The following is a 21,922-nucleotide window of genomic DNA, read 5'->3' on the forward strand; positions in this document are numbered from 1 at the left end:
TCGCGCCCCCCTCCAGCCCATTAGCCAGCTTCAGCGCCATCAGCCCAACTCGTCCATCAGATGCAAATGCTCGCGGTTGAAGGTGAGCACGACCGCCTCGCCTTCCCGGGGCAAGGCAGCACCCGCCGGCACGATGGCATGCAGTCGCAACCCTTCAGCGTCCAGCGCGAGCCTTGTCGTAGCGCCGAGATAATTGGTCGACACCAGGCGGGCGGCAACGCCGTCGCCCTTGGCCGCCCGGCCGATGCGAATGGATTCAGGGCGCAGGCTGCCCCAGCGGTGCTGGCCGGCATAACGCTGGACGAAATCCGGCGGCAGCACGTTGGACGAGCCGACGAAATCGGCGACGAAGCGGGTCTTCGGGCGCTGGTAGATGTCTTCCGGCGTCCCGATCTGCATGATCTTGCCGTCGTTGAAGACGGCGACGCGGTCGGCCATGGACAGCGCCTCGCCCTGGTCGTGGGTGACGAAGACGAAGGTGATGCCGAGCGCCTTCTGCAGCGACTTCAACTCTTCCTGCATGTTTTCGCGCAATTTGAGGTCGAGCGCGCCGAGCGGCTCGTCGAGCAGCAGCACCTTGGGCTGGTTGACCAGCGCGCGGGCGAGCGCGACGCGCTGGCGCTGTCCGCCGGAAAGCTGGCCCGGACGACGGGCACCGTAGCCGGGAAGCCGCACCAGCGACAGCGCCTCTTCCGCCGCCTTCTGCCGCTCCGGTCTGCGGACGCCCTTGACCATCAGCCCATAGGCGACGTTGTCGAGCACGTTGAGATGCGGGAACAGCGCATAGTCCTGGAATACGGTGTTGACGTTGCGGCGATAGGGCGGGACGCCCTCGGCGCGTTCGCCGAAGATCGAGATCGAGCCTGCCGTCGGCTGCTCGAAGCCGGCGATGAGGCGCAGGCAGGTCGTCTTGCCCGAGCCGGAAGGCCCGAGCATGGCGAAGAACTCGCCCGGCACGATATCGAGATCGACCGCGTCGACGGCACGCACGTTGCCGAAATGGCGGGAGACTTTTTGGAACGAAACGGCTGATGTCATAGGCTGTCAGTCTGTTGCCGGTTAGCTTTATCGAGATCGCCCTCACCGCCTCCCAAAGGACGCAGCGGATGGCGCGGCACTTCACCTCCCCCTCGATGGGGGAGGTCGCGGCGAAGCCGCGGGTGGGGGTGATTTTACAAGCAAGAACTTGTCGAGGCGAACCCCCACCCCCGACGCTACGCGTCGACCCTCCCCACAAGGGGAAGGGTGAGGGAACTCACCGCCCGCCGATGACCCCGATATAGTCCGACACCCAGCGGTAATAGGGTACGCACTGGTCGTTCTGCGTGGCGCATTTCGAGACCGGCGTCTTCCAGAACTTGATCTTGTCGAAATTGTCGTAGCCGTTGGTCTTGCAGCCCGCTTCGCCAAGCAGTTCGTTGCCCTTGCAGGCCGCGGGCACCACCGGCAGCGAGCCGAACCAGGCGGAGACGTCGCCCTGCACTTTCGGCGACAGCGAATGCTCCATCCACATGTAGGCGCAGTTCGGGTGGGCCGCATCGGCTTCCATCATCGTGGTGTCGGCCCAGCCGGTGACGCCCTCCTCGGGGATGGTCGAGGCGACCGGCTTCTTGGCGGCGATCAGCGTGTTGACCTGATAGGGCCATGAACCGGAGGCGACGACGCCTTCGTTCTGGAAATCGTCGACCTGGATAGCGGCGTCGTGCCAGTAGCGTCCAACCAGCGTACGCTGGACGCGCAACAGGTCGAGCGCGGCCTTGTACTGGTCCTCGGTCAGCTCGTACGGATCCTTGATGCCGAGCTCAGGCTTGTGGAACATCAGGTAGTTGGCGGCGTCGGCGATGTGGATCGGCCCGTCATAGGCCTGGACGCGGCCCTTGTTCGACTTGCCGTCGGGCAGGTTCATTTCCTCGAAGACGATGTTCCAGCTCTTCGGCGCTTCCTTGAACACCTCGGTGTTGTACATCAGCACGTTCGGCCCCCACTGGTAGGGAACGCCGTAATGAACGCCGCCGACGGTGAACCAGGGTGCATCCTTCAGCCGGTCGTCGACCGTCTTCCAGCTCGGGATGAGGTCGGTGTTGATCGGCTGGACGCGCTTGCCGGCGACGAGGCGCAGCGAGGCGTCGCCCGAGGCGGTGACAAGGTCGAAACCGCCTTCATTCATCAACGAGACCATCTCGTCGGAGGTGTTGGCGGTCTTGACGTTGACCTTGCAGCCGGTTTCCTTCTCGAACGAGGTGACCCAGTCGTAGCCCTTGTCGGTTTCGCCGCGCTCGATATAGCCGGGCCAGGCGACGATATTGACCTCGCCTTCACCCTTGCCGAGCTCCTTGACCTGGGCGATGGCCTGGCCGGAGAAGGTCAGCGCGACCGTCAAGGCAGTGCATGATTTCAGCAATGAATTCATCGTCGATCTCCCATTTTTGCGTAACCCCGAAATCGGTTTCGGTTTTCGGAAAGGTCATGCGCCCGTTCAAAAACGTTGGATGCGCGGCTCTAAGCGTCGTGCTCCTCGCATCGGCCCGAAAATCGGAATCGATTTTCGGAAAAGCCCGATGCGAAAACTAAAAGTCTTAGAGCATACTATGTGCGTCCAATTGGACGCACGTCGCTCTAACGGCAGCTTTGTTCCCTGATGGAAAGTGCTGTGAATTTTCCGGTTTCGCAAATTCATTTATCAGAAAGCCGATATCGATTTTTCCGATAGCTGTCGGGTGATCTTTTCGGGCCGTTGGCGCACCATGCGCTGCGACTGGGCAAGCCCGACGAAGTCGCGCGCCGCCTGCGGCAGGCCGGAGCCGCGCCGCCAGACCATGCCGACCTGGACGACCGGCAACGACCCCGAAATATCGCGCGATTCGATGCGGTCGCCTTCCAGCGACCACGGCCGGTAGACGAGGTCGGGCAGCAGCGCCACGCCGGCCCCGGTGGCAACGAGGCTGCGCACCGCTTCGACCGAGCGGGTGCGGAAGGCGACATGCGGTTTGGCGCCAATCGCCGTCAGCAGCTTTCCGGTATTCTCCTCGATCTCGTCGACGGTCAGCATGATCAGCGGTTCCGAGGCGATGTCGCCGATGCCGATGATGTCGGCGCCGGCTAAGGGATGGCCGAGCGGCAGCCATAGCCGGTAGGCCGAGACTTCGAGGATTTCGGACTGCAGCGCCGTGCGGTCGCGCAGGTTCGAGGTGACCATGACGGCAATGTCGAGCTTGCCGCCGATCAGCAGATGCTCGAGATAGTCGCCATTGTCCTCGATTGCCGAGACCTCGACGCCCGGAAAAGCGCGGCGGTAGCGGGCAAGAAGATCGGACAGCACATAGCCGGCGACCAGCGAGGTGACGCCAAGTTGCAGCCGGCCGCTTGCCGCGACCCGTTCGCCGAAGAAGGCGCGGCGCGCATCGGAAACGTCGGCAAGGATCTTCGTCGCATGGCGCAGGAACTGGTGACCCTTATGGGTGATGTTCAAGCCGCGCGGGTGGCGCTCGAACAGCTCGACGCCGAGATCGTGCTCCAGCTCCTTGATCGCCTCGGTGACCGAGGATTGCGAGATCGACAGGTTCTGGGCGGCGCCCGACACCGTGCCTTGCTCGGCGACGGCGATGAAGAACTGCAATTGGCGGATGGTGAAAGCCATGGTCGGACTAAACACGGCAGAGGCGGCGCTGGGAAGTGGGTGCTGGTGCCAATCTCCCGATAGAGCTCAGCCCTCGCTTTCGCCATCGGCAACGCTGAGCCGCGCGCCGGCCCCGGCGAGGGCGGCGGCGATGTCGTGCGGCGGCCGCCGGTCGGTGGCGAGTTCGGAAAAGCCGTCGAAGCCGCAGACCTGAACCAGGCCGTGGCGGCCGAATTTGCTGTGGTCGGTGATAACAAGCGAACGCTGGCCGCGCGACAGCACCATGCGGGCGAACTCCGCCTCTTCCAGATCATAGTCCATGACGCCGGTGACGGCATCGACGGCACCGGTCGAAATTACCGCATGGCTGACGGAGAAGCGGCTGACGAATTCGATGGCCGAGACGCCGAAAGCTGCACCGGAATCGCTGCGCAGCTCGCCGCCGGCCATATAGACCTTGTTGCCGTTGACGGTGGCCAGCGTGCGGGCGATGTCGGAAGAGTTGGTGACGACCGTCAGCCGCCGGTGGCCGAGCAGTTCCCGGGCCAGGAAAGAGGTGGTGGTGCCGGTGTCGAGCATGATCGATTCGCCGTCGCGGATGGTGGCGGCGACCATGCGGGCAATTGCCCGCTTGGCATCCGCGTTCTCGCGCATGCGCCGCTCGAACGGCGCTTCGCCGGCAATCGACGGCAGGCCGACGGCACCGTGCATCTTGAGGATGGAACCGTCGCTGGTCAGTGGCTTGACGTCGCGGCGCACTGTCTCCAGCGAGACGCCTAGCCGGTCAGCCAGGCTGGCAATGGTCACGGTGCCTTCCTCCTTGAGGAGGCGCAGGATTTCGCCATGCCGCTTCGAGTGGACCATGGGTTCCATCCGGTCGGATTGTTGCATCATTGACCGTTTCTACGGCATAAATGCCACTAACTCCAAGAAATTTCGCAAAATTCGGGCAAAAAAGCAGAAAACACCACAATTTCGCGTTGACAACGTCTCCAGCGTGGCGCGACATTATCGCTGTGACAGGCTCGGAACGGAGGACGACGGCTGAGCCGGACAAAAAATCGCCTGCCCGAACGCCTGGGAACCTGCCCGAACGCCTGGGAACCTGCCCGAACGCCTGGGAAATTGTCGGGTGCAAGGGAACCGAAATTTTAGGATCCGCGGGGGCGGATGCCGGGGTCGAAGAACCCGGCACAAAGGGGCTCGTCGGTGCGGTGCGGGATATCGATCCCGAAATCTGCACCGACGAGATCTTCGCGTTGCCTCCATTCCTCCGTCCGATTGTCATCGCTGGCCAGCGATGACATGCGTGGAAAATTGACCCAATGTTGGACGAGATCGTGACTGTCGAAGACCGCATCCGCGCGCTGCCTTGCTGGACCGGCAACATCGACATTGCGCCGTTGCCGGGCGGGCTGAGCAACGCCAATTATCTGGTCAAGGATGCGGCCGGACGGCATGTCGTGCGGCTCGGCCAGGACTATCCGTTCCACCATGTCTTTCGCGAGCGCGAGATGATGACCGCGCGGGCAGCGCACGCGGCAGGCTTCGCTCCAGCCGTCCACTACACCGGACCCGGCGTCATGGTGACGGAGTATCTCGGCGCCAAGGCCTATGTTGCGCAAGACGTGCGCGCCGATCTCGGCCGCGTTGCCGCCTTGCTGCGCGGCTTTCACCGCGAGATGCCCAGTCATGTCTCCGGCGCCGGCTTCATGTTCTGGGTGTTTCACGTCATCCGCGACTATGCGCGCACGCTGGAGGAAGGCGGCAGCCGCAAGCTAAGCGAATTGCCCCGCCTTTTGACGCTGGCGGACGAGCTCGAGCGCGCGCAAAAACTGCTGCCGATCGTCTTCGGCCATAATGACCTCTTGCCGGCTAACATAATCGACGACGGCCACAGGCTGTGGCTCATCGATTTCGAATATGCCGGCTTCAATACGGCGATGTTCGACCTTGCCGGTGCGGCCTCGAATGCCGGCATGAGCGACGAGGAATCCTTCGCCTTCCTGACCGCCTATTTCATGAAGGAGCCGGACGAAGCGATACGGCGATCGCACGCCGCCATGCAATGCGCGTCGCTGCTGCGCGAGGCGATGTGGGGCATGGTTTCCGAGCTTTACCTCGACGCGCCCGGCGTCGACTACGCCGACTACGCCGACGAAAACCTGAAGCGGCTCGAAGCCGCCCTGGAAAATTACAGGACGAAATACGGGATGCGAACATGACCTTGCCCGCGCAGGCCGGCATCGTCGTCATCGGTGGTGGCATCATCGGCTGTTCGACGGCCTACCATCTGGCGCGCGACCACAAGGCCGACATCGTGCTGCTCGAACAGGGCAAACTGACCTCGGGCTCGACCTGGCATGCCGCCGGGCTGGTTGGCCAGCTGCGCTCGTCGGCGTCGATCACGCGGGTGCTCAAATATTCAGTCGATCTCTACAAGGGGCTGGAAGCCGAAACCGGCCTCGCCACCGGCTGGAAGATGACTGGCTGCCTGCGCCTCGCCACCAATGCCGACCGCTGGACCGAGTATAAGAGGCTGGCAACGACGGCAAAGAGCTTCGGCATGGATATGCATTTGCTGTCGCCGGCCGAGGTCAAGGAAATGTGGCCGCTGCTGGAAACCGGCGACCTCGTCGGTGCTTCCTGGCTGCCGAGCGACGGTCAGGCAAGCCCTTCCGACATCACCCAGTCGCTGGCCAAGGGCGCGCGCATGCATGGCGCAAAATTGTTCGAGGAGGTGCGGGTCACCGGCTTCGAAATGACGAACGGCCGGATCGTCAAGGTAAGGACCAACAAGGGCGATATCGCCTGCGACAAGGTGGTGAACTGCGCCGGGCAATGGGCGCGGCAGGTGGGTGCGCTGGCCGGCATCAACGTGCCGCTGCAGCCCGTGAAGCACCAATACATCATCACCGAAAGGATCGACGGCTTGGCGAGTGACGCGCCGACGATCCGCGACCCCGACCGCCGCACCTATTTCAAGGAGGAGGTCGGCGGGTTGGTGATGGGAGGCTATGAGCCGAACCCGCAGGCCTGGACGACCGGTCTGCCCGGTGGTGATGTGCCGGACGATTGGGAGTTCCGGCTGTTCGACGATGATTACGATCATTTCGAGCAGCATATGAGCCAGGCGATCGAGCGCGTCCCGGCGCTCGCCAATGTCGGCGTCAAGCAGATGATCAATGGGCCGGAGAGCTTCACGCCGGACGGCAATTTCATCCTCGGCGTGGCGCCGGAATGCCCGAATATGTTCGTCGGCGCCGGTTTCAACGCCTTCGGCATTGCATCCGGCGGCGGCGCCGGCTGGGTGCTGGCGCAATGGGTGGTCGACGGCGAGGCGCCGCTTGATTTGTGGGTGGTCGACATCCGCCGTTTCTCCAATCTGCACCGCGACCGGCAATGGGTCCGCGACCGCACTCTTGAAGCCTATGGCAAGCACTACACGATCGGCTTTCCGCATGAGGAATATGTCAGCGGCCGGCCGCGCATCGTTTCTCCACTCTATGAACGGCTGAAAAAACATCGCGCCGTGTTCGGCTCGAAGCTCGGCTGGGAGCGGCCGAACTGGTTCGCGCCGGAAGGGTTCGAGCCGAAAGACGTCTATTCGATGGGCCGGCAGAACTGGTTTTCGCCGGTCGGCGACGAACACCGCCACGTGCGCGAAAAAATCGGCATCTTCGACCAGTCATCCTTCGCCAAGTACGAAATGACGGGCGCGGACGCGCTGAAGGCGCTGGACTGGATCTGCGCCAATGACGTCGCCAAACCGGTCGGCCGGCTGACCTACACGCAGCTCCTCAACACGCGCAGCGGCATCGAGGCCGATTTGACCGTGGCGCGGCTCGGTGAGGAGAAATTCTACATCGTCACCGGCACCGGGTTCCGCACGCATGATTTCTCCTGGATTGCCGATCATATCGGCAAGCGGCTCGACGTGAAGCTGACCGATGTTACCGAGGATTTTGGCACATTGTCGCTGATGGGGCCGCGCGCCCGCGACGTGCTGTCCGATGTGACCGACGCGGATGTGTCGAATACAGCTTTCCCGTTCGGCCATGTTCGCGAGATCGCGATTGCCGGCCACATCGTGCGGGCACTGCGCGTCACCTATGTCGGTGAGCTCGGCTGGGAATTGCATGCGCCGATCGCGGCGACGGGCGAGGTTTTCGATGCGCTGATGGCGGCGGGCGAGACCTACGACATCCGCCCGGTCGGCTACCGGGCGCTGGAATCACTGCGGCTGGAAAAGGGCTACCGCGCCTGGGGCGCCGACATCACGCCCAACGACACGCCGCAGGAGGCCGGCCTCGGCTGGGCGGTGAAGCTCAGAAAAAACACCGATTTCCTCGGCCGGCGGGCGCTTGAAAAGCTCGATGGTTCGGCGCCCAGGAAACGTTTTGCCGGCTTCACGGTCGACGATCCGGACGTCGTCCTGCTCGGGCGTGAGACCATCCTGCGCAACGGCGAGGTGGTCGGTTATCTCACGAGCGGCGGCTATGGCTACACAGTGGGCAAGAACATCGGCTATGGCTATGTGCGCAATGCCGACGGCGTCAGCGATGATTTCCTCACCTCCGGCGACTACGAGCTGGTGGTGGCAATGGAACGGACGCCGGCTAAGATCTATCTCGAGCCGCTTTACGACCCGTCGGGGGCAAAGGTGAAGGCGTAGAGCCTTCCGGTTTTCGCCTCAGCTCACCCTGAGCACCAGCCCCCGACTCGGCACGGTATACGACTCGCCCGGCATGGAGACATAGGGCGGCGTTTCTTCGGCGCGGGTGACGATGCCTTGCACCTCGAGCTCGGCGATCCGCGCGGCAAACCCGGCATCCCACAGCGTGTTCTTCACCGTCAGCACGATCACCCCACCCGGCCGGCAGATGCGGATCAGCTCGTCCAGCCCCTCGGCTCCGACATGGCCCGAAGTGAAGACGCCGGCGGAGATGATCCCGGCATAGGCATCGTCCACGAACGGCAGCGGTCCGCCAAGCGCCAAGCAGTGAAGCGCCGAATAGACGCCCTTGCGCGCCGCCTGGGCCAGCATGCCTTCCGAGATGTCGAGCGCCTCGACCTGCGGATAACCGGTGATGGCAAGCCATTCGCCGATAAGCCCGGTGCCTGCCCCGGCATCGAGGAGAGGTGCGGCGCCGCGCGGCAAATGGCGGGCCAGCAAGGCAAGGCAGATGGTCGGATGGCGATAGCCGGCCGCCGACATGTCGGCGTCATAGGTGCCGGCCCAACTGTCGTAGAGCGCCGCGACGTCTTCCGGCCGCTTCGCCGCATAGGCTGCGGCGAGCGCGCTCTGATGTTTGCTGTTTGCCATTGCTGTTCCGTCCGCCGCAAAATCAATGTGCTACCGCGTCCTTTGCGCATCCAGAAAGGACGCGCCGCGCTGGAGTGGATCGCACGCCACGCTATGATAGCCAAGCGGCGAAAACTGTGGAACCGTCTCCACGATAAATAAAGCCGTGAAAGGGAGGCAGAGGTGATGGTGGACGAGGCACGCGCGGCGCTTGCGGCCATTCCGGTGCTGGCCGGCTACGAGGGACCGCTGGAACGGCTTGGCGGCCTCACCAATCTCGTCTTCAGAGCGGGAGATTTCTGCCTGCGCATCCCCGGCAAGGGCACCGAGGAATATATCAACCGCGCCAACGAGGCAGTGGCGGCGCGGGAGGCGGCGAAGGCCGGCGTCAGTCCGGAAGTGCTGCATGTCGATGCCCGGACCGGCGTGCTGGTGACGCGGTTCGTTGCGGGCGCCAAGACGATGTCGCCGGAAAAGTTCAAGACCCGCTCCGGCAGCCCGGCACGCGCCGGCAAGGCTTTTCGCAAACTGCACACATCCGGCGCAGTGTTTCCCTTCCGCTTCGAGCTGTTCGCCATGATCGACGACTACCTGAAGGTGTTGTCGACCAAGGATGTCGCGCTGCCTTCCGGCTACCATGACGTGGTCCGCGAGGCCGAAAGCGTGCGCTCGGCACTCACCGCTCATCCTCTGCCGATCGTCGCCTGCCACTGCGACCCGCTCTGCGAAAACTTTCTCGATACCGGCGACAGGATGTGGATCGTCGATTGGGAATATTCCGGGATGAACGATCCGCTCTGGGACCTTGGCGACCTCAGCGTCGAAGGGCAATTCGACACCGCGCAGGAGGAGGAGATGACGCTGGCCTATTTCGGCGGTGAGCCGACACCGGCGGAGCGCGGCCGCATCGTCATCTACAAGGCGATGTGCGATCTGCTGTGGACGCTCTGGGGCTTGATCCAGCTTGCCAACAAAAATCCGGCGGACGACTTTCGCGCCTATGCCGACGGCCGGTTTGCGCGCTGCAAGGCGCTGATGGAGACGCCGGAATTTTCGCGGCATCTCGCGGCGGTGCGCCGGGATTAATTGACACCTTTCGGCACGTTTTCGGGCGGCACGGTGTCGACCACCTTCTGGCGGTGGAAGATGAACAGGCCGGCCAGCACGACGATGGCCGAGCCGACCAGGATGCGCGGCCCAGGCACATCGCCGAAGAAGGCCAGGCCGAAGACCACTGCCCACAAAAGCAGGCTGTAATGCAGCGGCGCCAAGGTCGAGGCAGGCGCAAGCTTCAACGCCCTGGTGATCATCAGATGCGCGCCGCAGGAGACAATGCCGAGAAGCAGCATGGCGCCGAAATCGAGCGAGGACGGCGCCTTCCAACTGCCGATGGTCAGCACCGCGCCGACCAGCAGCGTGCCGATGGTTTGCCACGTGACCAGCGACGTGTCGCTGGTGCCGCGCAGCCGCCGGTTGAGGATGATGGCGAAGGCAAAGGAAATGCTGCCGGCGAGTGCGAACATCGACGACAGCGAGAACGCGGCCGAAGACGGCCTCAGCATGATCAGCACGCCGCAGAAACCGACCAGGATAGCCGCCCAGCGGCGCCAGCCGACCCGTTCGCCGAGTAAAAAGTGCGACAGCGCCGCGACGTAGATCGGCCCGGCCATGTAAAAGCTCATCACATCGGCGAGCGGCAGATAGACGACTGCCGCATAGAACAGCGCCGTGTCGAGCGTCGTCATCACCACGCGCAGCAGCTGCAGCTCCGGCCGCTCCATGCGAAACAGCTTGGCCGCACCCTGATGTGCAATCATCGGCCCGAGTATGAAAAACGCGCCGATCGAGCGGATCAGCACGACCTGGCCGACGGAAAAACTGGCGACCAGCCACTTGCCCATCGCGTCGTTCAGCGCAAACAGGAAATCGCCGGCGAGCATCAGCAGGATGCCGGCCAGCAGCACGTTCCTGATCGCCGAATTCTGGGCTGCGGGCTGCGCCATTCCGTTACCGGTTCCTCGCCGTGGATACGGTGACCCGCGTCGTAGTCGCTAGCAGCGGCCGTGACGAGGCGAAAATCGAGAATTCGGTAAGACCAGCGGCGGAAATCGGCTGGACTAAGCGTGGCGCCGGTTCACGGTGCCCGGCCTTCCGGCGATCGAAAGCCGCGTGTCCTGCCGGCTGCGCTCGGCCACCACCTTGCCCCTGGCAATGACGCAGAGACGCTCGGGGCGCAGGCGCAGCGCCTCGACCGGGCTGCCGGCATCGAGAACGATCAGGCTGGCGCGCTTGCCGACGGCCAGGCCAAGGTGGTCGAGGCCCATGATGGCGGCATTGACGTTGGTGACCATGTCGAAACAGCGCGCCATCTCGGCCGGGCTCGACATCTGGGCGACGTGCAGGCCCATGAAGGCGACGTCGAGCATGTCTGCCGTGCCCAGCGAATACCAGGGATCGAGCACGCAATCCTGACCCCAGCCGACGCGGATGCCCTGCGCCAGCATCTCCTTGACCCGCGTCAGGCCGCGGCGCTTGGGGAAGGTGTCATGGCGGCCCTGCAGCATGATGTTGATGAGCGGATTGGGGATCGCTGAAACGCCGGCCTCGGCAATCAGCGGCAACAGCTTCGAGACGTAGTAATTATCCATCGAATGCATCGAGGTCAGGTGCGAGCCGGCCACTCTGCCCTGCAATCCCAGGCGCTGCGTCTCATAGGCAAGCTGCTCGATGTGGCGCGACAGCGGATCGTCGGTCTCGTCGCAATGCAGGTCGACCATCAGGCCGCGCTTGGCCGCGATTTCGCAGAGCTCGGTGACAGAGCGCGTGCCGTCGGCCATTGTGCGCTCGAAATGCGGAATACCGCCGACGACATCGACGCCCATGTCGAGCGCCCGGATGGTGTTGTCGCGCGCCGTCGGCGAGCGGTAAAACCCGTCCTGAGGGAAGGCAACCAATTGCAGGTCGATATACGGCGCAACCGTCTTCTTCACGTCGAGCAGCGCTTCCGCCGCCAGCAGGCGGTCGTCGCAGACATCGACATGGGTGCGGATGGCGAGCAGGCCCATCGACACCGCCCAGTCGCAATAGGCGAGCGCACGGTCGCGCACCGCCTCGTGGGTCAGACGCGGCTTCAGCTCGCCCCACAGCGAAATGCCTTCCAGCAGCGTGCCCGAGACATTGATGCGCGGGATGCCGAGCGAAAGCGTGGCGTCCATATGGAAATGCGGATCGACGAAGGGCGCCGAGACCAGATTGCCACGGGCGTCGATCGCCGTGCCGGCGGTGACGTTGAGTTCGGACTCGATCGCCGCGATCGTCTCGCCGACGATGCCGATATCGGCAATCCTGCCGTCGGGCAGCGTGCCGCCACGCACCACAAGGTCGAAATCCATCTGCCGTCATCCCTTTGAAGAATCAAACCTATTCCGGCACATACCTCACCGCCCCCTTGGCAGCACTTGTCGCCATTGCCGCATAGGCGCGCAAGGCTGTCGTCACCTTGCGCTTGCGCTTTTCCTCGGGCTTCCAGGCAGCGGTTCCCTTGGCCTCCATGGCCACGCGGCGGGCGGCGAGTTCCGCGTCGTCGACAGCAAGCCTAATAGTGCGGTTCGGGATATCGATCTCGATCGTGTCGCCCTCATGCACCAGTCCGATCAGCCCGCCTTCCGCCGCCTCGGGAGAGGCATGGCCGATCGACAGGCCGGAGGTACCGCCGGAAAAGCGGCCGTCGGTGACCAGCGCGCAGGCTTTGCCGAGTCCCTTCGACTTGAGATAGCTGGTCGGGTAGAGCATTTCCTGCATGCCGGGGCCGCCGCGCGGCCCTTCATAACGGATGACGACGACATCGCCGGCCTTGATCTCGTTCGACAGGATCGCCTTGACGCTGGCGTCCTGGCTTTCGAACACCCTCGCCGGGCCGGTGAATTTCAGGATCGATTCATCGACGCCGGCGGTCTTTACGATGCAGCCGTCGAGCGCGAGATTGCCTTTCAGCACGGCAAGGCCGCCATCCCTGGAGAAAGGATGTTCGGCCGAGCGGATAACACCTTTCTCGCGGTCGAGATCGAGATCGTCCCAGCGGCGGTCTTGGCTGAACGCGACCTGCGTTGGCACGCCGCCGGGTGCTGCCAGGAAGAAATCGCGGACATTCTGGCTGGTGGTGCGCGAGATATCCCAATGGTCGAGCGCTTCGCCAAGGCTTGCCGTATGCACCGTCGGCAGGTCGCGGTTGATCAGCCCGGCGCTATCCAGCTGGCCGAGGATCGCCATGATGCCGCCGGCGCGATGGACATCCTCCATGTGGACGTCAGCCTTGGCCGGAGCCACCTTGCACAGCACCGGAACCCGCCGCGACAGCCGGTCGATGTCCTCCATGGTGAAGTCGACCTCGCCCTCGTGTGCTGCGGCGAGGATGTGCAGCACCGTGTTGGTCGAGCCGCCCATGGCGATGTCGAGCGTCATTGCGTTCTCGAAGGCGCCCTTCGAGGCGATGCTGCGCGGCAGCGCGGTGTCGTCGTCCTGCTCGTAATAGCGCTGGGCGAGATCGACGATCAGATGACCGGCCTCGACGAACAGCCGCTTGCGGTCGGCATGCGTGGCCAGCGTCGAGCCGTTGCCGGGCAGCGAGAGGCCGAGCGCCTCGGTCAGGCAGTTCATCGAATTGGCGGTGAACATGCCGGAGCAGGAGCCGCAGGTCGGACAGGCCGAGCGCTCGATGATCTTGACGTCCTCGTCGGAGATATTGTCATCGGCGGCCGCAACCATGGCGTCGACCAGGTCGAGCGCCTGGGTCTTGCCGGCGAGCACCACCTTACCGGCCTCCATCGGGCCGCCGGAGACGAAGACGGTGGGGATGTTGAGGCGCAGCGACGCCATTAGCATGCCCGGCGTGATCTTGTCGCAATTCGAGATGCAGACCATGGCGTCGGCGCAGTGCGCGTTGACCATGTATTCCACCGAGTCGGCGATCAATTCGCGCGACGGCAGCGAATAGAGCATGCCGTCATGGCCCATGGCGATGCCGTCATCGACGGCGATGGTGTTGAATTCCTTGGCGACGCCGCCGGCCTTTTCGATCTCGCGGGCAACCAGCTGGCCGAGATCCTTCAGATGGACATGGCCGGGCACGAATTGGGTAAAGGAATTGACCACCGCGATGATCGGCTTGCCGAAATCCGAATCCTTCATCCCGGTGGCGCGCCACAGGCCGCGTGCGCCGGCCATGTTGCGGCCATGGGTGGTGGTGCGGGAACGGTAGGCGGGCATTGAACTGTCCTTGCTGTCTGCGTCGCGCCAGCGGGGGCGCGGAAAACCGGAATTGAGCCGCAGGCCTTATAGACGCCACGCTCTGGTCTGGCCACAATTTTGCGCTGCGCCAGATATTGGCTGCATGGTGGAACGAGCGGCCGTGATCTCGGGCCAAAGGCGGCAAGCCGGTCCACCCAGTAAAAAAGTCAGAGGTGCTGTCGGATCGCGGTTTGCTCGAGCGTCCTTGGGTCAAACGGCGGGGACCAGGGCATTGATCGCCAGCCGGCCGTTTTACGAGTGAAAGCAAAGCCAAAACCAGCCCGAGGAGCAAGAGAATGCAAAAGATCACCACCTTCCTGTGGTTCGACGACCAGGCCGAGGAGGCCATGAACCACTACGTCTCCATCTTCAAGAACTCGAAGGTGCTGAGCGTGACGCGCTGGCCCAAGGGCAGCGGCGATCGTGAGGGCAAGGTGCTGGTGGTCTCGTTCGAGCTCGACGGTGTTCAGTTCCAGGCGCTCAACGGCGGGCCGCAATTCAAGTTCACCGAGGCAGTGTCGCTCTCCATCGACTGCAAGACGCAGGAAGAGGTCGACCATTTCTGGAACAGGCTCATCGAGGGCGGCGGCGAGCCCAGCCAGTGCAGCTGGCTGAAGGACAAATTCGGCCTCTCCTGGCAGGTCGTGCCGGAGCAACTGCCCAGGCTGCTGCAAGATCCCGACAGGGAAAAGGCTGGCCGGGTGATGCAGGCGATGATGCAGATGAGCAAGATTGATATCGCGAAGATCGAAGAGGCAGCCAGGGGGTGAGCGATGGCGCTCTTCCCCTTCTCCCCCTGTGGGAGAAGGTGGATTGGCGCGGAGCGCCAAGACGGTTGAGGGGTGTTGGACGTAACGAGGCGTTGGTGTTTCCTGGAACACCCCTCATCCGTCGCCTTCGGCGACACCTTCTCCCACAAGGGGAGAAGGCAAGGTGGCGCATCAAGCCGCTCTGTCGCGGACCTGGTAATCCTTGACCGCCGCGAAGCGGATCGCCTTCCAGCGTTCGGCCTCGTAGTTTAGCGAGAAGGCGTGCTGGGCGAGGAACACCGGATCGTTGTCGAGGTCGCGGGCAATGTCGCCGCGATGCGCCTCGATGAAGCGCTGGAGTTCGGCCTTGTCGTCGGCCGATATCCAGCGGCAGACGGAAAAACGCGGCATCTCGAAATCGACCGGCAGCGTGTATTCGAAGTTCAGGCGTTCTTTCAGGACATCGAGCTGCAGGGCGCCGACGACGCCGACGATGGCCGGCGAGCCGTCCTCCGGCGAGAACAATTGCACGACGCCTTCCTCGGCCATCTGGTGCAGCGCCTCCTTGAGCTTCTTGGCTTTCATGGCATCGCCGAGGCGAACGCGGCGCAGGATTTCTGGCGCGAAATTCGGCACGCCGCGAAACAGGATCTCCTCGCCTTCGGTCAGCGTGTCGCCGATGCGCAGCGTGCCGTGGTTGGGAATACCGACGACGTCGCCGGCAAACGCCTCGTCGGCGGTGACGCGGGTGCGGGCGAAGAAGAATTGCGGTGCCGACAGGCTCATTGGCTTTCCCGTGCGCACCAGCTTGGCCTTCATGCCGCGCTCGAGCTTGCCAGAACAGACGCGGACGAAGGCGATGCGGTCGCGATGGTTGGGGTCCATATTGGCCTGGATCTTGAAGACGAAGGACGTCATCTTGTCCTCGGTCGCCTCGACCTTGCGGCTGTCGGCCTCCTGCGCGCGCGGCGGCGGCCCATAGGCGCCTAGCGCCTCGATCAGATCGCGCACGCCGTAATTGCGCAGCGCCGAGCCGAAATAGACCGGCGTCAAATGGCCCTCGCGGAAGGCATCGAGGTCGAGCGGGCGGCAGGCTTCGCGCGCCAGCTCCAGCTCCTCGATGAAGGCCTCCCGCTCGTTCTCCGGCAACAGGCCGGCGACGCGGTTGGAATCGGGTCCATTGACCGGCGTGCGCTCCTTCTCGGCGTCGCCCTTGCGCACCGCGTTCAGCGCCAGATGGTAGGTGCCGGAAAAAGTCTTGCCGCGGCCGATCGGCCAGGTGATCGGTGCCGTGTCCAGCGCCAGCTTCTGCTCGATCTCGTCGAGGATCTCGAACGGGTCACGGCTTTCGCGGTCCATCTTGTTGACGAAGGTGATGATCGGGATATCGCGCAGCCGGCATACCTCGAACAGTTTCAGCGTGCGCGGCTCGATACCCTTGGCGGCATCGATGACCATGACCGCACTGTCGACCGCCGACAGCGTGCGATAGGTATCGTCGGCGAAATCCTCGTGGCCGGGCGTGTCGAGCAGGTTGAAGACAGTGTCCTCATATTCGAAGGTCATCACCGAGGTGACCACCGAGATGCCGCGCTCGCGTTCGATCTTCATCCAGTCGGACCGGGTCTGGATGCGGTCCTTCTTGGCCTTGACCTCGCCGGCAAGCTGGATGGCGCCGCCGAACAGAAGCAGTTTTTCGGTCAGCGTGGTCTTGCCGGCGTCGGGGTGGGCGATGATCGCGAAAGTGCGGCGGCGCGATACCGCTTGTTCGATGTCTTCAGCCAATTTCAGGAATCCTGTCTGTGGCGCGGGCTTCTAGCAGCGCTTTCCCTGCCTGTCGAACGGAAACACCGCTGATATCCCGGCAGCAGGTTCAGTCTCTGACGATAGCCGCCTGCGTGACCGAGCCAGCGTCATCCAGGCGCATAACCAGCCATTCAGAGTCGATCGAAAAAAATCCCCTTTCCGAACCAAGAACATAAACCAGACTCCAGTCCTCGAAATAGTCCGTCTTCGGCGGCTCGCCGAGCATGGCAACAACTTCTGCCCGCGATTTCCCAACCAACGCCGCGGTCAGCACCAAACGGTCAGCAATGCGATGGCGCTTATGCAAAGGATCCAGCCAGTTGTCGTCCTGCCACCAAGATCGAACGAACGGCAGCGGGCCGAAGAAGACGGCATAGACAATGGCGGCTCCGGCTGCAGCAAAAACCAGCCCTTTTATCCAGCGGCGCAAATGACCCTCATGTGATTGAGCTGAACGTTTCCAGTGAGGCGATCGTCATCGACCGCGCTTCGAGAGCGGTCCCGGCAACGTTCTTGGCAAGTATGTACCACGATGGCATGAGGGCAAGAAAGTCCTGGCGATTGAAGGTGCACTGCCGTGAGCAAGAACATCATCGTCATCGACGCCGGCATCATCGGCGCCTCCATCGCCCGGCACCGGCAGAGCTAAGCTGTCGACCTCTCCGGCGGCCGCGGCTGCTGGTTTACACTCCGGCGTCAGGCCGGTTCGGCGGCATAGCTCTCGGTGGCTATCTCGGGAATCCACTCGGCAATAGCGGCGCCGATCTTGTCGGCATGGTCCCTCCTGCAGATAATGCGCACCGGGTCCGAGGTCGATCAGGCGGCAGTTCTTCAGCCCGGCTGCGAATTCCCGTGCCGCCTGCGGCGAAACGAGGGCGCCCGGATCCGCTGAGAAAAGCAGCTTCGGGTAGGAGGAAGCCCGGAGCGCCCGATGGTCGTGCTCACTGATGGCAGCGACATCGGCAGGCTGGCCTTCGATCGGCAGGTCGCGCGGCAGCTGCAGGATCGGCTTGCGCGATTGCGGTGTCGGGAACGGCGCCCGGTAGGCGGCCATTTCCTCATCGCTCATCGTGCGCAGCACAGCAGCCGGCAGCACCTTTTCGACGAAGACGTTGTCTTCCAGAACAAGCTTCTCACCGACGCCAGGCGTACGCATTGCCTTGAACAATTCGCGCGCTTGCGGACGCTGGCGAAAATCGTCCCAACTCTCGAAGGGGCGGATGAATTCCATGAAGGCCAGGCCGAGGATCCGCTGCGGCCGCTGGAAGGCAAGTGCGGTGCCCCAGTCCTGCGCGACCACCATCATGTTGGTGATGCCAAGCGCCTCAAGGAAAGCGTCGAGATACCGGACGTGGTCAAAGAAGCGGTAGTCGATGTCCGGCTTGCCGGACTGGCCGCAGCCGATCAGGTCGGGCGCGATGCAGCGGCCGAACGGCGCCACATGCGGAATGATGTCGCGCCGGATGTAGGACGACGTCGGGTTGCCGTGCAGGAAAAGCACCGTCGGACCGGCCGCGCCTGCCTCGATATAGGACATGGTGGAATCGAGTACCGCGACTTGCGAGCGCGGCACCATTATGCGGGCTTCCAGCTTTTCGAGTTTCGGGTTCATCGGATCAGCTCCTTTTTGCGAAGACTGTTTTGAAGACGATGTTCTTGAAACGCTCGAGCGGTTCGGGACTACGCTCAATCTTCATGCGCAGCATCGCGCCTTGCCAGGAGCTCAAAAGGAAATCGGCGAGGTCCCCGGCATCGAACGCGTCCGTGATATCGCCGGCCGCCTGGCCTTCGGCGATGCATTCGGCGAAGGGCTTACGCCAGCGTTCGAAGATGGCGACGAGTTGCAGCCTCAGCGCCTCACTGTGAGCCGCGGTCTCAAGGCTGAGATTGCCGATCATGCAGCCCTGTGCCCAGCCATGTACCTCCAGTTTCGAAGTGATGACGTCGAGATAGCGGCGCAACCGCCCGACCGGGGCCGTGCCGTCCCGGGCGAGGGCCTGTTCCACCAAACCGCTCACATAGGCGAAATAGCGGTCCAGCACCTCGCTGGTGAATGCCTCCTTGGAGGCAAAATGATTGGTGAAGGAGCCCGGGCGGGCATCGGCCGCGGCGACGATGTCGCGTATGCCGGCGGACGAATAGCCGGAATTCCAGATGGTTTTGAAACCAGTGTCGAGGAGTTTTTCGCGAAGTGAATGTCTAGCCATCGTGACATAATACGTACGTACGTATTAGAGTTAAGAAGCGTGTTTGATGCCGCGCTCTCTTGGCAGAACCCCTCGGCAATGGCATCGGAGTGGTCGCGTTGGAACGAGGAGTGAAGCATGACACTGGCGAAAGAAATGATCGTCGTCGGCACCGGCATCATCGGCGCCTCCATCGCCTGGCACCTGACCAGGGCCGGGGCAAAGGTGACGGTCATTGCCGACAGCGGCGCCGGCGGCGTCGCGACGCCGAATTCCTTTGCCTGGATCAATGCCAGCTGGGGCAATCCAGAGCCGTACTTCCGGCTGCGGATCCGATCGATGGCCGAATGGAGGCGATTGGCGAACGAGGTGCCCGGCATCCCGTTGCAATGGTGCGGTGGCCTCCGCTGGGACCTGCAGCGTGCCGAGCTTGAAACCTATGCCGCCGAGCATTCCTCATGGGGCTACGGCATCGAGCGTGTCGACCACGCCGGGGCAGCGCGCATCGAGCCCAATGTGACCGAGCTTCCCGATTTCGCCCTTTATGTCGCCGAGGAAGGTGTCGCCGAGCCGGTCGCTGCCACGCAAGCACTGCTGACCGAGGCCGAACGGCGCGGCGCGCGGCTGCTGATGGGAGTTACCGCGACCGCGCTTGTGCAGGCCAACGGCTGGATAACCGGCGTCGAGACATCTGGCGGGCGGATCGCCGCCGACGAGGTGGTGATCGCGGCCGGAGCCGGCTCTCCGGCAATAGCGGCAACAGCCGGGATAGAACTGCCGATCGAGACACCACCCGGCCTGATCGTGCATTCGCGGCCGCACCAAAAGCTGCTCAACGGCCTGGTGATCGGCGACCGCCTGCACATGCGCCAGACGGCGGAGGGACGCATCATCGCCGGCTCGGATTTCGGCGGCGCCGATCCTGGCATGGATGCCGCAGCCACCGCCCGCAACCTGTTTGCAGCGATGAAGGCCATGCTGCGCGGCGCGGACGGGCTGGAACTCGATTTCCACACCGTCGGCTATCGGCCGACGCCGATCGACGGCTTTCCGATCATTGGGCGCGCGGAAGGCAGGAGCGGCGTTTACGTCGCGGTCATGCATTCCGGCATCACGCTGGCGCCGGCAGTCGGCCTGTTCGCCGCCCGTGAAATCCTCGAAGGCGAGCGCGATCCGCTGCTTGCGCCCTATGGCCTTACGCGGTTTTCTCAATAGCCGGGCGGCCTGCGAAAGCCGCCGGTGAGCGGCTCGATTGCCCTGGCGATCCCGAGCAGCCGCGCCTCCGACCAGCGTTTGCCGACCAGTTGCAGGCCGATGGGCAGGCCATTGCTGTCCTGCCCGCATGGCAGCGACAATGCCGGATGGCCGCTATAGTTGAACACCGCGCCATAGGCCGGCAGCATCCAGTAGCTTTGCTTCTTGCCGTCGACCTCGATCGGCGTTCCCGGCTCGCAATGCGGGAAGGCGGTGACCATGGCGACGGGGCACAGCAAGGCGTCGCAGTCTTCGAAGAACCGATCCCAGGCCAGGATGGAGCGGTCGCGGCGGGCGAGCGCCTCGAACCAACGCGAGACCGGCGTCGGCTTCTCCGGTGGTTCGGGCTGCGCCGTCTCCAGCATCATGCCGATCAGCGCGCCGCCTTGCTCCAGATCGTCGTGCAGGTCGAGCTTCGGCAATTTGGCCTCCTCGACGATCGCGCCTGCCGACTGAAGCTCCTTTGCCAGACTTTCGACCGCCGCACTGATTTCGCCTGCCACTGGAAAACCTGGGAAGGACGGCGCGACGGCAATACGCAAATTTTTGAGATCCAGCTCGGGCATGTCTTCGACCGGTACCGGCGCAAGGTCGGTGTCGCTTCCATCCGGCCCGGCAATGAGGCCGTAGATCAGTGCCAGGTCTTCGACGCTGCGCGCCAGCGGTCCGAGGCAGGACATCAGCCGCACGCTGCGCGATGCCCCGCCCGGATCGGGAAACGCGCCGGCCAGCGAGACGCGATGCTCGGTCGGCTTGAGGCCATAGACGCCGCAGAAGGCAGAAGGCAGCCGGATCGAATCCTGCATGTCGGTGCCGACCTCAAACGGCGTCATACCGGTGGTGAGCGCCGCCGCCGCACCGCCGCTGGAGCCGCCGGCGGTGCGCTGGAGATCCCAGGGATTGCCGGTGCGGCCGAACAGCGGATTGTTCGACTGCCAGTCGCCCAGCATCGTCGCCACGTTCGTCTTGCCGACCAGCACGCCGCCTGCGGCTTTCAGCCGGGCAACGACCGGGCTGTCTTGCCTCGCGACATAGTCGGCAAAGGGCGGGAAGCCGACGGTGGTCTTCATGCCCGCGGTCTCGTGCATGTCCTTCAGCGTGAACGGCACGCCGTGCAGCGGCCCGAGTGCGTCGCCGCGCGTCCGCGCTTGGTCGGCCTTTGCGGCGCGTTGCCGCGCGCCTTCCCGGTCGAGGGTTACGACGGCGTTGACCGCCTCATTGTGCCTGTCGACCTGCGCCAGATGCGCGTCGATCGCTTCCAGCGCGGAAATCTTGCCGTCGCGGATGGCGGAGGCCAGTTTGGTGGTCGAGGAAAAGACGATATCCATCGGGAGTGCTCCGGGCTATCGCGCCGCGCTCCTCAAAATGGCGGATTGCGGCGCGGCTTCAAGCCTGGCTCAGCATTTCGACGACGGGCGGCGCTTGATCGGGATTGCGCTGCCGGGATCCGTTGAGGGGTCGGCGCTGTCCCGCGGCCTTGCCGCAATCGGCACCTCCACGGCTTAACGTCCTCGGTGGTGCGTCCGCTCGTAGAGCTCGCGGATGATGCCGCTTGCCGTAGACTCGAACAAGAACGGCAAGAAAGCGTGAACGAGCGCGGCAAAAGCCGCCATGAACAATCGCGACGAGAACCATGCCGCGAAAGCCATATGGCCGAAATAGCTCTCGCCGACCGTGGCCGGGTGAGAGGTGAAAAGTCTTGCGAGCCGTGCCGTCATGT

The 21,922-nt window shown here is 63.7% G+C and carries 19 protein-coding genes and 1 pseudogene; 6 read left to right on the top strand and 14 right to left on the bottom strand.

The features are described 5' to 3' along the window. Positions 1-39: 39 nt before the first annotated feature. From NKJ94_RS01410 to NKJ94_RS01425, 4 genes are all read right to left on the bottom strand, one after another. Positions 40-1,038, bottom strand: a complete 999-nt coding sequence (locus tag NKJ94_RS01410) for an ABC transporter ATP-binding protein (protein WP_352522605.1) — start codon at positions 1,036-1,038, stop codon at positions 40-42. A 217-nt stretch (positions 1,039-1,255) separates the two neighbouring features. Beyond that, positions 1,256-2,410 (bottom strand): ABC transporter substrate-binding protein, encoded by a 1,155-nt coding sequence (locus NKJ94_RS01415; protein ID WP_352522606.1) that lies wholly within the window; start codon positions 2,408-2,410, stop codon positions 1,256-1,258. Between the two features lie 270 nt (positions 2,411-2,680). After that, entirely contained in the window at positions 2,681-3,637 is a 957-nt protein-coding gene (locus tag NKJ94_RS01420) for a LysR family transcriptional regulator (protein WP_352522607.1), read from the bottom strand. A 66-nt stretch (positions 3,638-3,703) separates the two neighbouring features. Next, the gene (locus NKJ94_RS01425) at positions 3,704-4,480 is read right to left on the bottom strand and encodes a DeoR/GlpR family DNA-binding transcription regulator (RefSeq protein ID WP_352522608.1); all 777 of its coding nucleotides are present in this window, start codon (positions 4,478-4,480) and stop codon (positions 3,704-3,706) included. Positions 4,481-4,956: 476 nt separating this feature from the next. Here NKJ94_RS01425 and NKJ94_RS01430 point away from each other — a divergent pair, with 476 nt between their 5' ends. Both NKJ94_RS01430 and NKJ94_RS01435 read left to right on the top strand, forming a co-directional pair. Further along, a complete protein-coding gene (locus NKJ94_RS01430; protein ID WP_352522772.1) occupies positions 4,957-5,841 on the top strand; it encodes a phosphotransferase in 885 nt (294 codons plus the stop codon). Next, complete coding sequence (locus tag NKJ94_RS01435) at positions 5,838-8,291, top strand: GcvT family protein (protein ID WP_352522609.1); 2,454 nt, start codon at positions 5,838-5,840, stop codon at positions 8,289-8,291. Before NKJ94_RS01430 ends, NKJ94_RS01435 begins: the two co-directional genes overlap by 4 nt. Positions 8,292-8,309: 18 nt before the next feature. Here the strand turns inward: NKJ94_RS01435 and NKJ94_RS01440 are convergent, their stop codons facing one another. Next, positions 8,310-8,942: a class I SAM-dependent DNA methyltransferase gene (locus NKJ94_RS01440; protein WP_352522610.1), complete on the bottom strand. Its 633-nt coding sequence runs from the start codon at positions 8,940-8,942 to the stop codon at positions 8,310-8,312. A 162-nt stretch (positions 8,943-9,104) separates the two neighbouring features. Between NKJ94_RS01440 and NKJ94_RS01445 the strand changes: the two genes are divergently transcribed. Then, positions 9,105-10,007 (top strand): phosphotransferase, encoded by a 903-nt coding sequence (locus NKJ94_RS01445; protein ID WP_352522611.1) that lies wholly within the window; start codon positions 9,105-9,107, stop codon positions 10,005-10,007. Here NKJ94_RS01445 and NKJ94_RS01450 read toward each other — a convergent pair. The 3 genes from NKJ94_RS01450 to ilvD all read right to left on the bottom strand — a co-directional run bounded on the left by NKJ94_RS01450 (position 10,004) and on the right by ilvD (position 14,186). Continuing rightward, positions 10,004-10,924, bottom strand: a complete 921-nt coding sequence (locus NKJ94_RS01450) for a DMT family transporter (RefSeq protein WP_352522612.1) — start codon at positions 10,922-10,924, stop codon at positions 10,004-10,006. The two genes, NKJ94_RS01445 and NKJ94_RS01450, sit on opposite strands and share 4 nt — an antisense overlap. A gap of 114 nt (positions 10,925-11,038) precedes the next feature. Continuing rightward, a complete protein-coding gene (locus NKJ94_RS01455) occupies positions 11,039-12,313 on the bottom strand; it encodes an amidohydrolase family protein (protein WP_352522613.1) in 1,275 nt (424 codons plus the stop codon). 28 nt (positions 12,314-12,341) lie between these two features. After that, entirely contained in the window at positions 12,342-14,186 is a 1,845-nt protein-coding gene (gene ilvD, locus NKJ94_RS01460; protein WP_352522614.1) for a dihydroxy-acid dehydratase, read from the bottom strand. Between the two features lie 317 nt (positions 14,187-14,503). Here ilvD and NKJ94_RS01465 point away from each other — a divergent pair, with 317 nt between their 5' ends. Beyond that, positions 14,504-14,977 carry a VOC family protein gene (locus NKJ94_RS01465; protein WP_352522615.1) on the top strand — a complete coding sequence of 158 codons (474 nt, stop codon included), beginning with the start codon at positions 14,504-14,506 and terminating at the stop codon, positions 14,975-14,977. A 171-nt stretch (positions 14,978-15,148) separates the two neighbouring features. Here NKJ94_RS01465 and NKJ94_RS01470 read toward each other — a convergent pair whose 3' ends face one another. The 4 genes and pseudogenes from NKJ94_RS01470 to NKJ94_RS01485 form a co-directional block, all read right to left on the bottom strand. Then, the gene (locus tag NKJ94_RS01470; RefSeq protein WP_352522616.1) at positions 15,149-16,741 is read right to left on the bottom strand and encodes a peptide chain release factor 3; all 1,593 of its coding nucleotides are present in this window, start codon (positions 16,739-16,741) and stop codon (positions 15,149-15,151) included. An 88-nt stretch (positions 16,742-16,829) separates the two neighbouring features. Next, the gene (locus tag NKJ94_RS01475) at positions 16,830-17,192 is read right to left on the bottom strand and encodes a hypothetical protein (protein WP_352522617.1); all 363 of its coding nucleotides are present in this window, start codon (positions 17,190-17,192) and stop codon (positions 16,830-16,832) included. Positions 17,193-17,458: 266 nt separating this feature from the next. Next, positions 17,459-18,338, bottom strand: a pseudogene (locus NKJ94_RS01480) (haloalkane dehalogenase). 40 nt (positions 18,339-18,378) lie between these two features. Further along, the gene (locus NKJ94_RS01485) at positions 18,379-18,969 is read right to left on the bottom strand and encodes a TetR family transcriptional regulator C-terminal domain-containing protein (protein WP_352522618.1); all 591 of its coding nucleotides are present in this window, start codon (positions 18,967-18,969) and stop codon (positions 18,379-18,381) included. 117 nt (positions 18,970-19,086) lie between these two features. Here NKJ94_RS01485 and NKJ94_RS01490 point away from each other — a divergent pair, with 117 nt between their 5' ends. Further along, complete coding sequence (locus tag NKJ94_RS01490; RefSeq protein ID WP_352522619.1) at positions 19,087-20,163, top strand: NAD(P)/FAD-dependent oxidoreductase; 1,077 nt, start codon at positions 19,087-19,089, stop codon at positions 20,161-20,163. Here NKJ94_RS01490 and NKJ94_RS01495 read toward each other — a convergent pair. Beyond that, positions 20,157-21,530: an amidase gene (locus NKJ94_RS01495; RefSeq protein ID WP_352522620.1), complete on the bottom strand. Its 1,374-nt coding sequence runs from the start codon at positions 21,528-21,530 to the stop codon at positions 20,157-20,159. The two genes, NKJ94_RS01490 and NKJ94_RS01495, sit on opposite strands and share 7 nt — an antisense overlap. Here NKJ94_RS01495 and NKJ94_RS01500 point away from each other — a divergent pair. Continuing rightward, a complete protein-coding gene (locus NKJ94_RS01500) occupies positions 21,505-21,708 on the top strand; it encodes a hypothetical protein (protein ID WP_352522621.1) in 204 nt (67 codons plus the stop codon). The two genes, NKJ94_RS01495 and NKJ94_RS01500, sit on opposite strands and share 26 nt — an antisense overlap. Here the strand turns inward: NKJ94_RS01500 and NKJ94_RS01505 are convergent. Then, complete coding sequence (locus tag NKJ94_RS01505) at positions 21,705-21,920, bottom strand: DUF6356 family protein (RefSeq protein ID WP_352522622.1); 216 nt, start codon at positions 21,918-21,920, stop codon at positions 21,705-21,707. The two genes, NKJ94_RS01500 and NKJ94_RS01505, sit on opposite strands and share 4 nt — an antisense overlap. Positions 21,921-21,922 lie beyond the last annotated feature (2 nt).

Origin of the sequence: Mesorhizobium sp. M0060 (assembly GCF_040323155.1) — a bacterium.
Classification (GTDB): Bacteria; Pseudomonadota; Alphaproteobacteria; order Rhizobiales; family Rhizobiaceae; genus Mesorhizobium.